Origin of the sequence: Mycobacterium syngnathidarum (assembly GCF_001942625.1) — a bacterium.
Taxonomy (GTDB): Bacteria; Actinomycetota; Actinomycetes; order Mycobacteriales; family Mycobacteriaceae; genus Mycobacterium; species Mycobacterium syngnathidarum.
Map to the genome: position 1 here is coordinate 39,597 of NZ_MLCL01000002.1, position 11,764 is coordinate 51,360.

The window sequence follows — 11,764 nt, forward strand, 5'->3', positions numbered from 1 at the left end:
CTATCAGTTTCAGGAGATTTCGTGCCCCAACCTGCTCTTGCCTCCTCCGGTGCCGCTCCGGCGGCCAGTCGGAGGGACAAGTTCCTTCTCGCCGGCGTCGCCATGATGAGCGCCAGCGCCATCGCGGTGACCCCGGTCGCTCAGAACAACACGGTCATCCAGCAGGCAAAGTCACTTGCCTACGACCTGACCGCGACGATGGACGCGACCGCGTCTCCGGTCGATGTCTACGGGTCGTTGTTCGAAGCAACGTTCGACAACCTCCAGTCTCTGGGCGGAGCCGTTGCCGCCAACCCAGCACCGTTGCTGAGCCAGGTGATGGAGAACCAGCTGGGCTACGCCGAGAAGTTCGGTGCGGCGTTCGAGGCCATCCCCACCTCCCTGCAGAACTGGTACGACGGTCGCAACGGCAAGATCAAGTTGGATGCGGCGCAGGCCGCGCTCCAGAACGGCGACGTGGCCGGCGCGTACGAGTTGTTCAACGCCTCAATGCTGTACGCGTTCCAGGGCGCCTTTGGTCCGTTGATCGCTCCTGGGTTCATCCTCTCGGGCATCCCGCGCAACGGGACCGAGTACATGGTCGGGATCCCAGAGCAGATCGCCCAGAACTTCACGAACCTGGTCGCCGCGACCTTTACCTCCAGCGTCGTCGTGAGTGCTCTCTTCCAGGGTGGCTTCGCGATGGTCAGTGGCCCGGCATTCGAGCTTGCACGCGTTGCCGAGGCGATCAGCACCAGCGTGTCCACCGGAGATATGGAGGGTGCCTTCAACGCCGTGGTGAACACGCCGGGCATCCTCGTCAATGCGGCGCTCAACGGATTCGACTATGCCGACCCCGATGAGTCGGGCGCCGGTGGCTACACGGAATGGCCGGCGCTGCTCACCTGGGCCGAGCCCGGCGAGCAGGGCGGCTCGCGGGTCGTCGCTGGTCTGCTGCAGAACCTGCTGGTCAACATCCCCAAGAGCCTCGCCGATGCCATCGACAACACCCCGGAGGTCGCCGCTCCGTCGGCGGTGCCGACGAGCGTCTCTGCCCAGCTGGTTTCCGCGGTTACTCCCAAGGCCGCCTCGACCGAATCGGCCGTCGAGTCGGTCAAGGAAGCGGCACCGGCCGTCGAGGCGCCGAAGGCTGAGACACCTGCCGTCGAGTCGCCGAAGGTCGAAACCCCGGCTGCTGAAACCCCGGCCGTCGAGACTCCGAAGGTCGAAACCCCGGCGGTCGAGGCTGTGAAGGTTGAGACGCCGGTTGCCGATGCTGTTCCGGCCGCAACGGAGGAGGCTGCCGCCGATTCCGCCACCGCACCGACGGCCCCCAAGTCGGTTGCTGCCGAGACCAAGGGCAAGACGAAGGTCGCCGACCGGATCAAGGCCAAGATCAGCGAGGCCAAGCAGGCCAAGGAGGCCAAGGCCAAGCAGGCCAAGGAGGCCAAGGAATCCAAGGCGGCCACGGCAAAGGCCAAGCCGGCCAAGACCAAGGCCGGCGGAGCCGACAAGTCGAAGGGTTCCAGTGACTCCAAGAAGAGCTCGGGCTCTGACTCGTAACAACTAGCGCGGTATGTAGCTGGGCCCCATCCGTCTGGGTGGGGCCCAGTTTCGTATGTTCAGCCCTGCTGTCGGCGGCCCTCGATGCTGACCAACTGATCAAAAAAGTCATTGACAACTGACCTTTGAAATGTGACGGTTTGATCGACCGATCAATATTAATCGAGAGGGTGGCTATGGTAGGCAGAGTTGAGGGCAAGGTTGCTCTCGTCACCGGGGCGGCACGCGGGCAGGGGCGCAGCCATGCGCTGCGATTGGCTCAAGAAGGTGCCGACATCATCGCCGTCGACGTCTGCGGCCCGATCACCGACACCAGTGCGATCCCGGCGTCGACCCCGGACGATCTGGCCGAGACGGCGGACCTGGTCAAAGGGCTGGATCGCCGGATCGTTACGGCCGAGCTGGACGTGCGTGACTTCGCCGCGCTCAAGGAGGCCGTCGACAGCGGTGTCGAGCAGCTCGGACGGCTCGACATCGTGGTGGCCAATGCCGGCATCGGCAACGGCGGCGACGTCCTGCACGAGACCAAGGAGTCCGACTGGGACGACATGATCGGCGTCAACCTTTCCGGGGTCTGGAAGACCGTGAAAGCCGCGGTCCCCCATATTCTTTCCGGCGGCCGGGGTGGCTCGATCGTCTTGACCAGCTCGGTCGGTGGCCTGAAGGCCTACCCGCATACCGGCCACTACATCGCGGCCAAGCACGGTGTGATCGGCCTGATGCGCAGTTTCGCGGTGGAGTTGGGGCAGCACTCGATCCGGGTGAACTCGGTGTGCCCGACGAACGTCAACACCCCGATGTTCATGAACGAGGGCACGATGAAGTTGTTCCGTCCGGATCTGGAGAACCCGGGTCCCGACGACATGGCGGTGGTCGCCCAGCTCATGCACGTGCTTCCGGTCGGCTGGGTCGAGCCCGTCGACATCAGCAATGCGGTGCTGTTCCTGGCCTCCGACGAGGCCCGCTACATCACCGGGCTGCCGGTCACGGTCGATGCGGGCAGCATGCTCAAGTAGCGGTCGCCTCGCTGCCGAAGCGGCGCAGGAACCGTTCGACGAAGGCGCGGAATTCGGCGTGGCCGTCGGTCACGCCGACCGCCTCTTCGTTGCACAGGCTGCGGGCGGACTGGGTCAGCAGCATCGACATCACCACGGGCGGGAACTCCTCCATGTCCACACCGTGGGCGCGCAGCACTCCGGCCATGGCGGTCGCCTCGATGTCGCGGACCCGTTCGGAGTAGGCCTTGAGTTCCACGCCGATCGCCTTGCGGTGATTGGCCAGCGCCATGAACTCGGTGTTGAGGCCGGTCACCCGCGAATCGGAGTTGATCAGCCAGAGGGCCCGCAGCGGATCCTCGCTGGTGATGGCCTCGCGCAGCCGGGCCAGGGCGGCGTCGCCGCCACTGCGCAGTACCGCGATGTAGAGGTCGTCGAGGGTGTCGAAGTAGTAGTAGACCAGCGCCGAGCGCACACCGGCGACGGCAGCGATGCGGCGGGTGGTGGCCGCAGCGTAGCCCTCGTCGCGGATGACCTGGGCGGTCGCCTCGATCAGACGCTTGCGGGTGCCCGCGTCCTTTTCCTTCGCCGCACGTGCCGCCGCCATCAGTGCAGCTCCCCAAAGTCATTGCCCGGCAACATGTATTTCGCACCAGCCGGGAACCTTGACCGACGAATGCCGGGGGTGGTAAGCATGAGCCATCCTAACGGTTTGATCGACTGATCAAATTTGGAACTGAGGAAACAGATGCCCGAAGACATCAGCGCGGCCCGGGTCCAGGTGGACGCCGGCCTGTGCGAAGGCCATGCACTGTGCATCCAACTTGCCCCTGAGGTATTCGACCTGTCCGACGACGAGGTGGCCGGCGCTGCCCCGGTGGACGGGCAGTGGGATCAAGGTACCTGGGACAACGTCAAATCCGCCGTCGACGCCTGTCCGCGCCAGGCGATCAGCCTGCTCAACACCAGCACGAAAGGCCAGTGAGCCATGACCGATCTCGCCTCAGTCGACTACTTCGCCGACCCGGCTGTTGCCCAAGATCCTTACGAGTACTACGAATACCTGCGCAGCAATGGGCCGGTGTTCGCTGAACCGCACCACGGCGTGGTGGCGGTGACGGGCTACCAGGAGGTCATGGCGGCCTTCAAAGACCATGGCTCGTTCTCGGCCGTCAACGCGATCGGCGGGCTGTTCCCACCGCTGCCCTTCGAGCCCGAGGGCGACGACATCACGGAGCAGATCGAGGCTCACCGCCACTTGTTCCCCATCCACGAGCACATGGTGGTGATGGACCCACCGCAACATGAGCGGGCCCGCTCATTGCTGAGCAAGCTGCTCACGCCGCGGCGGCTCAAGGAGAACGAGGACTACATGTGGCAGCTGGTCGATCGCCAGCTCGATCGATTCATCGACAACGGAAAGTGCGAGTTCCTCTCCGAGTACGCCAAGCCGTTTGCCACCTCGGCGATCATCGACCTGCTGGGTGTTCCGCAGGAGGACCGCCCGGAATTCCTTGCCGCACTGGGTGCCGAGCGGCCGGACGGCAACCGCGTCGGTGCACTCGACGGCGAGCCGGTAGGACTGGACCCCCTGCAGTACCTGGACGACAAGTTCGCCGGCTACCTCGCCGAACGCCGGCGCGAGCCCCGCGGGGACGTGCTCTCCGGTATGGCCACCGCCACCTATCCCGACGGCTCGACCCCTGAGCTGTTGGAGGTGGTCAAGCCGGCGACATTCCTGTTTGCTGCCGGCCAGGAGACTGTTACCAAGCTGCTCACCGCCGCGGTGCAGGTGTTGGGCGACCACCCCGAGTATCAGCAGAAATCGCGCGAAAACCCAGACGGTATACCGACTTTCATCGAGGAAGCACTGCGGATGCATTCTCCGACGAAGGTCGACTTCCGGCTGGTCCGCAAGACCACCACCCTCGGTGGCGTGCGTCTGAAAGCCGGGACCATCGTCATGCTCTGCCTGGGTGCGGCCAACCGTGACCCACGCAAATTCGACGATCCGCACGAGTTCCGTCCGGATCGCAAGAACGTCCGCGAACACATCGCGTTCGGCCGCGGCATCCACACCTGCGCGGGGGCCCCGCTGGCCCGCGTAGAAGGGCAGATCACCGTCCGCCGGCTGCTGGACCGCATGCGGGACATCGGAATCGATGAATCCGCACACGGTCCGGCTGGGCGGCGCAACTACACCTATGAGCCGACGTTCCTGCTCCGGGGGCTGACCGAACTGAACATCACCTTCACCCCGGCCGGATAACACTCGGCCGAACAATAGCTCCTATGTCAAGCCGCCACAATCAGTGGCGGCTTGACATAGGAGCTATTGCTCGCGGCAGGAAAATCAGCGCACTGCGATCCGGATGTTCTTCACCTGCTGGAACTCGTTGAGGCCCTCGATGCCGCCGGTGCGCCCCGCGCCGCTCTGTTTGTAACCGCCGTACGGACCTTGCGGTGAGATGTCGCTGAACTGGTTGATCCACACGGATCCGGATTCGAGTCGCCGGGCCACCCGATGAGCGCGGTTGAGGTCCGTCGTCTGGACGAACGCGTTCAATCCGAAGGGGGTGTCGTTGGCGATCCGCACGGCCTCGTCCTCGTCACGGAATCTCATCACCGAGACCACCGGCCCGAAGGTTTCCAGCTGCGCGAGTTCCGAGGCGTTGTCCACACCGCCGAACACGGTGGGCTCGATGTAGTAGCCCTCGGCGAGCTGCCCGCCGATCCGCCTGCCGCCCAACAACAATTCACCTGCACCGCCGGAAACGGCAGTGTCGACCGCGGTCAGGATCCGGTCGGCCGCGGCCTGGCTGATCACCGGCCCGAACGTGGTCGCCGGATCCATCGGGTCGCCGATGCGTGCCGTGCCGACCACGTCGAGGAACTTCTGAACGAATTCGTCGTACACCGCGTCGTGGACCAGTAGCCGGCTCGCGCAAGCGCAGCTCTGCCCGGATTGCATGAGCGGGCCCTGATGCGCCGACAGGGACGCGGCCAGGTCAAGGTCGGCGTCGGCGAAGATGAGGTTGGCCGATTTGCCACCCAACTCGGTGACCACCGGCGTGAGATTCGTTGCGGCGGCCTGCAATACCTTGCGTGCGGTGGCGCCGCCGCCGGTGAAGGCGATCTTGCCGATCCCGGGATGACGCACCAACGCATCGCCGCCCTTGGCGTCGGCGGGGACGACGGTGACCAGCCCCTCGGGTAGTCCGGCCTCGAGGCACAGCTCGCCGAAGCGCAGCGCCGCGAACGGCGCGAGCTCGGAGGGCTTGAGGACGACGGCGTTGCCGGCGGCCAGTGCCGGTGCGACGCATGATCCCGTAACCACGAGGGCGCCGTTCCACGGAGTGATGACGCCGACGACGCCGTACGGCTCACGCTCGACGAGGTTGATGTCAAAGGATCCGTTGACCGGAGTGGTCACCCCGTGTGGCTTGTCGGCATAGCCCGCGAAATGCCGGAGGAACCGTTCAAGAAGCATTGCGGTGCCCGCGAAAGAGATCGGCACCGCGTAATCGTCCACGTTCAGCTTTGCGAGCTCTCCGAGGTGCTCGTGCACCACGTCGGCCAGGCCGATCAGCAGGTCCCGGCGCCGGTCGACTGTCAGTGAGACCCATTCACGCTGCGCCTTCGCGGCCGTTTGGACTGCTTCGTCGATCTCGGTCGGACCGGCCAGCGTCACGGTCCCGTTCGGCCGGCCGGTGGCCGGATAGATGTGCTCGACCTTCATGCCTCGGCTTTCCACTCGTCAAGCACTCGCTGCTTCTGCTCGCCGATCACCTGGTTGAGGTTCGCGGCCTTGGGCCATCCGTAGTAGGCCGCGAAATGAAGTGCCAGCTCGTCCATTTCCTCGAATGAGACGTCGCGGCTCTTGAGTGCGGCATAGACGTGGCTGAGGATCGGCAGCGGCGCGTCCTGGAACGCCACGCAGGCCACCGTCACCAGGCGACGCTCCTTCATGCCGAGTCCGGGCCGCAGCCACATCTCCCCGAACACGAAATTGAGGATGCCGGCCCCGGAGTACGGATTGTCGCGGGTCGGGGCGAACGGTATGCAGTTGATGTCCCGGAAGGACTGCTCGCCGCAGACCAGCCGTTCCTCGGGATCGCTGGGCGTGGGCATCGGCAGCAGTGGTTCCGGTGGGGGTGGTGTCAATCCCCGTTCGCGGTGAATGCGGTCCCACTGCTCGTCGACCACGATGTTGAACCGCGAGGCCTTGGGCCAGCCGGCGTACACCGCGAAATGCAGGACAGTTTCCCGCATTTCGACGATGGATACGTCGCCGCTGTTCAGCGCGGCATAGACGTGATCGCGCAAGGGCCCTTCGGCGTCGGCCGCCGCGACGCACGGCAGCGTGACGAATCGTCGATCCCGGCGGCTCAACGCGGTGCGCGGCCACACTTCGGCGAACACGAAGTCGATGAGATTGGTGGTTGCCGGGGAATCATCCGGAGGTGCCTCGAATGTCATCACCTCGGCGAACTCGCGTCTGCCTCGCTCGGTCCGGGTATCGGAGGCTGTCATCGGACCGTCGCCCCCGCGTCGATCTTGAATTCCAGCCCGGTGACGTGCCGGGCCTCGTCGGAGATAAGGAACAGCACCGCGTTGCTGATGTCCCGCGCGTCGGTCATCTGGATCGGCAGTGCGTTCTGGAAAATCGGCCCCAGGTCTTGACGAGACTCGTGGATCAAGGTGTGCAACGTGTCGGGCCGGAGCCCCGTGGCGACACCGGTGGGGTGCACCGTGTTGACCCGAACATTCACCGCGGCAAGCTCATTGGCCAGGGCACGGCTGAGGCCCACCACACCGTGTTTGGATGCCGTGTACGGCGTGTGCAGAGGTGAGCCCTTGATCCCCGCCACCGAACTGACGTTGATCAGGCTGCCGCCGCGTCCCACCAGGTGGGGCAGCGCGGCCGCGCAGGTGTTCCAGGTGCCGATCAGGTTGACATCGACGACGGTGCGCCATTGCTCCGCGGTGGTGGTATCCCAGGTGCCCGCGGTCAGCACTCCGGCGTTGGCGATCGAAGCCTCCAGGCCGCCGAGCTTTGCCACGCCCTCGGCCACCGCGGAGCTCAGTGCCGCACCGTCGCGCACGTCGACCACGTATGTCAGTGCCTTCCGGCCGAGTTCCCGCACCTGGCGGGCAGTTTCGTCCAGATCCTCGCGGGTGGCCAGCGGGTATTCCACCTCTGGCAGCGACTCGCAGATGTCGACGAGGATGACGTCGGCGCCTTCCTCGGCCAGGCGTACGGCGTGGCTTCGACCCATTCCGCGTGCTGCGCCGGTGATCAGCACGCGCTTGCCGGTGACGCGTCCCATCAGAGTTTGTTCGTGAAGCCGGCGTCGACGGGGAGGGTGACCCCGGTGACGTACTTGGCGGCATCGGAGACCAGATAGCTGATGGCCGCGGTGATGTCCTGCGGTTCCAGCAGCGACACCGGCATCGGGTTCTGCAGATGTGGACCACCGTCGGGGTAGTTCTCCAGGAATGCCGTCATCGCCGGGTTGACCGCCATCATGGTGTTGACCGCGGTGGGGTGCACCGTGGTGACCCGGATGCTGTGTGGGGCAAGGGCATTGGCCAGCGTACGCATGAGCCCGACGATGCCGTGTTTGGACGCCGCGTAACCAAGGCCGCCGCCCTGCAGTCCACCGAACCCGCGTAGCCCGGCGGTGGAGGAGGTGAAGACGATCGACCCGCCGCGGCCGCCTTCGATCAGGTGGGGGATCGCGGCCTTGGCGGTATGGAAGGAGCCGACGAGGTTGACGTCGAGCACGTCGGTCCACATCTCGAGGTCTTCTTCGATGGTCAGCTCGCGGAAGGCCATCGTGGCGATGCCCGCGTTGGCGAGCACGATGTCGAGCCGCCTGAACCGTTCGACGCCCGCGTCGAGTGCGGCTTTCAGTTCGTGGAAGTCTCGGACATCGGCGACCGCGGCCACCATCTTGCCGCCCGCCGCCTCGACGAGGGCGACCGTCTCGTCGAGTTCCTCGCGGCTGGCCATCGGGTAGCCGTTCGATGGGATGTCGGCGCAGATGTCCACGCCGATGATGTCCGCGCCGTCACCTGCCAGTGCCACCGCGTGACTTCGTCCCTGGCCTCGGGCTACCCCGGTGATGAAGGCGACTTTTCCGTCCAGATTTCCCATTGATCCTCACTTCGCCGAATGGCTGTAACCGTGTTACAGCGGTACGGTAACGTGGTTACTCTCCGGCGGCAAGGGTGTTCTCAACAGTGGCAGAAGAGCGTGATCGGATCCTCGACATCGTCGTCGAGCTCCTCGAAACCGAGGGCTACGAGGCGGTGCAGTTGCGTGAGGTGGCGCGTCGGGCCCAGACCTCACTGGCCACCATTTACAAGCGGTATTCCACGCGCGATGCATTGATCCTGGCTGCGCTCGACACCTGGATGACCGAGAACCGGTACTCCGGAGTGGCGGGCCAGACGCGCGAGCCGGGGGAGACGCTGTACGAGGCGCTGATGCGACTGTTCCGCACCATCTTCGAACCGTGGGAGAAGCACCCCGACATGCTCAGGGCCTACTCACGGGCCAGGGCGGCGCCCGGTGGTGACCGCCTGGAGCGGCGTGGTCTCGACGCGGTGGTTCCCGCCGGCCTGTCCATCCTGGCCGGGATCGACGAGGAGTTTGTGCACGATCTCGACAACATCTTGATGAGCCTGGTTTTCGGTTTGGTCGGCCGGTTCACCGCGGGCGAGATCGCCATCACCGAGATCCTGCCCAGCCTCGACCGCACCATCTACTGGCTCAGCGCGGGGTACGAGGCGCGTCGTTAGCCAAGGTGAGCGTCGATGAACTCGACGATGTCCGCGGCCACCTCGCGGTGCACCGACTCGTTGAGGATGTCGTGACGCCCACCCGGAAACTCCTTGAACTGCAACGGTTCTATCTGTTCGGCGTAGGCCTTCACGGCACCGGCCGGGGCGATCACGTCGGCCGCGCCGTGCAGGGCCAAGGTGGGCGTCGTGAGCTTGGGAAGCTCGGCACCGAATCGATCCCAGGCCCGGTCCAGCTCACGGGTGAGCGCGGTCCCGTCGGCGTCGACGAAGGCCAACGGGTCGTTCTCCAGGGCGTCGAGGTAGAACGGGTCGGAAGACAGCCAGTTCGGGTCCAGCTCCAATTCGGTGTTCCTGTCGAGCATTTCGGGGATCGGGACCAGCGGGGCGCCCGAGATGATGCCGGCCCGGTACCGGTCGGGTTCGTGAAGTAGCCGGAACAGGGTGACAACCGAACCGAATGAATGTCCCTGTGCAACCAGCGGAATACCTGGGGTTTCGTGCTCGGCTAGGCCGGTCAGGGATTCGGCCAGTGATGAGCTGTCTTCGATACTGCCGAAGTCGCCCCGGGTGCCCGGGGTCAGGCCGTGGCCGAACTGATCGACCGCCCACAGGTCGATCCCCGCGGCGTTGAGGGCGAAGCCGTAGCGGTGGTAGACGCCGGTGTGCTCACCGAACCCATGCAGGAAGATGACGGCGGCGCGGGGCTGGGGTGCGGCCCAGTGCCGGTAGTAGGCCCGCCCGCGGTCGTGGTCGTTGAATGGCATGCCTGCCAGTCAACGTCAGTCGAATGGTGGTCGCCAGCGCAATCCGGGAAATCGCGCGAATGCTCGATCGGTGGTGATCCAGGTCGCGCTGTTTTCGATGGCAAGCGCGGCGTGGTACGCATCAGGCACGGCGTTGGCTTTTGCTCCGGTGTCGGTGCACAGCGAGTCGAAGATGGCCCAGTGGCGGGGCCCGGGACGAATGGGCACTGCCGCCGGTGCCGATCGGATCGCCCGGCACGCGTCGAGCGCCTGGGAGGTCGAACTGGGCTCCCGGAAGACCCGGTGGTTGGTCAACAGTCGGATCACGCCGGACAGCACCAGGTCGCTGAGGCCGACGGGCTCGTCCGCGTTGAGCGCGCCCGAAAACCATGCGGCGTACTTTTCATGGTCGACGCTGTCCTGGCGAATGGCGTAGATCAGAACGTTGACGTCAGGGAGAAGCATTGTCGCCCAACAGTTCGGCGAGTGCTTCCTTGTCGTCGAGGTCGACGCCCGGGCGCAGGCCGCCGCTTCCGTGTGTCGGCAATCGGAACTCGGGTGCTGCGGTCTCGCCGGCGACGCGACTCAACATCTCGCGCAGTGCATCCTCGACCACAGAGCCGAGGGAACGCGACGTGCGGGCCGCCACAACCTTGGCCTCGGCCAGCAGAGCGTCGTCGATGTTGACAGTGGTGCGCACCATTGCATCATAGCATCAGGCATATGCATCATGATGCGTCCGTGCCCAACAGCACGTCCTGCTGGTCGGCCATCCTGTCGTGGATCGCTTCGACCACCGCGGCCACCACCGGGCGCCGTAGCGTCTCGGCCCGCGCCACCAGCCAGTAGCTCAGTTGAACGGTCAGTTCTGCGGGCAGTACCCGGACCAGGTCCTCATGCCGGTCGGCCATGAAGCAGGGCAACAGGCCCAGTCCGGCCGCGGCGCGGGTGGCCTCGACATGGACGAAGACGTTGGTGGAGGTCACTGATTCGCGCATGGCCGGCGCGAAACTGGTCGCCATGTCGAGGTCGTCCACCTGCAGCATCGAGTCGATGAAGTAGACCAGCGGAAAGCGCGCCAGATCCCCGATGTCGGACGGGGTGCCGTGCTCGGCGAGGTAGTCGCGGGCGCCGTAGAGGCCGAGGCAATAGTCACCGAGGCGGATGGCCTCGGCTCGCCTCACCTGGGGCGTGCCTACGACGATCTCGAGGTCCAGGCTCGAACGCTGTTGGGACGCGCGCCGGGTGGCGGTGACGATCTCGACCGCCAGTCGTGGGTGACGACGCTGTACGTGGGCCGCTGCGGGTGCGGCGATGTAGGCACTGAAGCCGTCCGTCGCGGAGACCCGCACCACGCCTTCGAGTTGCCGGGTGCCGGTGCTGCCGAGGGTCGACACCGCGGACTCGACGGCTTCGGCAGCTGCCAGTGCTTCGCGGCCGAGCTCGGTCAGTTCCCATCCCCCGCCGGCCCGGGTCAGTACCCGGCCGCCGAGGGCCTGCTCCAGTGCGGCGATGCGCCGCGAGATCGTGGTGTGGTTGATGCCGAGTTCGTCGGCCGCGGCGGTGTAGCGGCCGGAACGGCCGACGGCCAGGAGAACGAGGAGATCGTCCGCGCTGGGACGCCCGGGCGTTTGCGCACCGTCCATTTGTGCATTTTTGCAGACTGCCGGTGCG

Annotated in this window: 14 protein-coding genes; 5 read left to right on the forward strand and 9 right to left on the reverse strand. The window is 65.6% G+C overall.

Going from position 1 to position 11,764, the window contains the following annotated elements; translation table 11 throughout:
* Positions 1-21: 21 nt before the first annotated feature.
* Positions 22-1,542 carry a hypothetical protein gene (locus BKG60_RS01370; protein ID WP_242671532.1) on the forward strand — a complete coding sequence of 507 codons (1,521 nt, stop codon included), beginning with the start codon at positions 22-24 and terminating at the stop codon, positions 1,540-1,542.
* A 176-nt stretch (positions 1,543-1,718) separates the two neighbouring features.
* Positions 1,719-2,558 (forward strand): mycofactocin-coupled SDR family oxidoreductase, encoded by an 840-nt coding sequence (locus BKG60_RS01375; RefSeq protein ID WP_075909033.1) that lies wholly within the window; start codon positions 1,719-1,721, stop codon positions 2,556-2,558.
* Here BKG60_RS01375 and BKG60_RS01380 read toward each other — a convergent pair.
* A complete protein-coding gene (locus BKG60_RS01380; RefSeq protein WP_075909034.1) occupies positions 2,551-3,144 on the reverse strand; it encodes a TetR/AcrR family transcriptional regulator in 594 nt (197 codons plus the stop codon). The genes BKG60_RS01375 and BKG60_RS01380 overlap by 8 nt on opposite strands.
* A 141-nt stretch (positions 3,145-3,285) precedes the next feature.
* On the opposite strand from BKG60_RS01380, the gene BKG60_RS01385 reads away from it, so the two are divergent.
* The gene (locus tag BKG60_RS01385; RefSeq protein ID WP_070943937.1) at positions 3,286-3,522 is read left to right on the forward strand and encodes a ferredoxin; all 237 of its coding nucleotides are present in this window, start codon (positions 3,286-3,288) and stop codon (positions 3,520-3,522) included.
* A 3-nt stretch (positions 3,523-3,525) separates the two neighbouring features.
* On the forward strand, positions 3,526-4,806 hold the full coding sequence (locus tag BKG60_RS01390; RefSeq protein ID WP_075909035.1) for a cytochrome P450: 1,281 nt from the start codon (positions 3,526-3,528) through the stop codon (positions 4,804-4,806).
* Positions 4,807-4,890: 84 nt separating this feature from the next.
* Here the strand turns inward: BKG60_RS01390 and BKG60_RS01395 are convergent, their stop codons facing one another.
* From BKG60_RS01395 to BKG60_RS01410, 4 genes are read right to left on the reverse strand one after another with little or no spacing between them, the layout of a single operon-like run.
* Entirely contained in the window at positions 4,891-6,276 is a 1,386-nt protein-coding gene (locus BKG60_RS01395) for an aldehyde dehydrogenase family protein (RefSeq protein WP_083284358.1), read from the reverse strand.
* Positions 6,273-7,070 (reverse strand): carboxymuconolactone decarboxylase family protein, encoded by a 798-nt coding sequence (locus tag BKG60_RS01400; RefSeq protein ID WP_075909036.1) that lies wholly within the window; start codon positions 7,068-7,070, stop codon positions 6,273-6,275. The genes BKG60_RS01395 and BKG60_RS01400 overlap by 4 nt, the downstream gene beginning before the upstream one ends.
* Positions 7,067-7,867: a mycofactocin-coupled SDR family oxidoreductase gene (locus BKG60_RS01405; RefSeq protein ID WP_207553855.1), complete on the reverse strand. Its 801-nt coding sequence runs from the start codon at positions 7,865-7,867 to the stop codon at positions 7,067-7,069. The genes BKG60_RS01400 and BKG60_RS01405 overlap by 4 nt, the downstream gene beginning before the upstream one ends.
* The gene (locus tag BKG60_RS01410) at positions 7,867-8,697 is read right to left on the reverse strand and encodes a mycofactocin-coupled SDR family oxidoreductase (RefSeq protein WP_075909037.1); all 831 of its coding nucleotides are present in this window, start codon (positions 8,695-8,697) and stop codon (positions 7,867-7,869) included. The genes BKG60_RS01405 and BKG60_RS01410 overlap by 1 nt, the downstream gene beginning before the upstream one ends.
* 86 nt (positions 8,698-8,783) lie before the next feature.
* Between BKG60_RS01410 and BKG60_RS01415 the strand changes: the two genes are divergently transcribed.
* Positions 8,784-9,344, forward strand: a complete 561-nt coding sequence (locus BKG60_RS01415) for a TetR/AcrR family transcriptional regulator (RefSeq protein ID WP_070946705.1) — start codon at positions 8,784-8,786, stop codon at positions 9,342-9,344.
* Here the strand turns inward: BKG60_RS01415 and BKG60_RS01420 are convergent.
* Genes BKG60_RS01420 through BKG60_RS01435 form a run of 4 tightly spaced genes read right to left on the reverse strand, consistent with a single transcriptional unit; the run spans position 9,341 to position 11,736 of the window.
* On the reverse strand, positions 9,341-10,111 hold the full coding sequence (locus tag BKG60_RS01420) for an alpha/beta fold hydrolase (RefSeq protein WP_075909038.1): 771 nt from the start codon (positions 10,109-10,111) through the stop codon (positions 9,341-9,343). The two genes, BKG60_RS01415 and BKG60_RS01420, sit on opposite strands and share 4 nt — an antisense overlap.
* 15 nt (positions 10,112-10,126) lie before the next feature.
* Positions 10,127-10,555, reverse strand: coding sequence for a type II toxin-antitoxin system VapC family toxin (locus BKG60_RS01425; RefSeq protein ID WP_075909039.1), 429 nt, complete (start codon positions 10,553-10,555; stop codon positions 10,127-10,129).
* A complete protein-coding gene (locus BKG60_RS01430; RefSeq protein ID WP_070187808.1) occupies positions 10,542-10,790 on the reverse strand; it encodes a type II toxin-antitoxin system VapB family antitoxin in 249 nt (82 codons plus the stop codon). Before BKG60_RS01430 ends, BKG60_RS01425 begins: the two co-directional genes overlap by 14 nt.
* A 28-nt stretch (positions 10,791-10,818) precedes the next feature.
* Positions 10,819-11,736, reverse strand: a complete 918-nt coding sequence (locus BKG60_RS01435; RefSeq protein WP_120764789.1) for a LysR family transcriptional regulator — start codon at positions 11,734-11,736, stop codon at positions 10,819-10,821.
* Positions 11,737-11,764 lie beyond the last annotated feature (28 nt).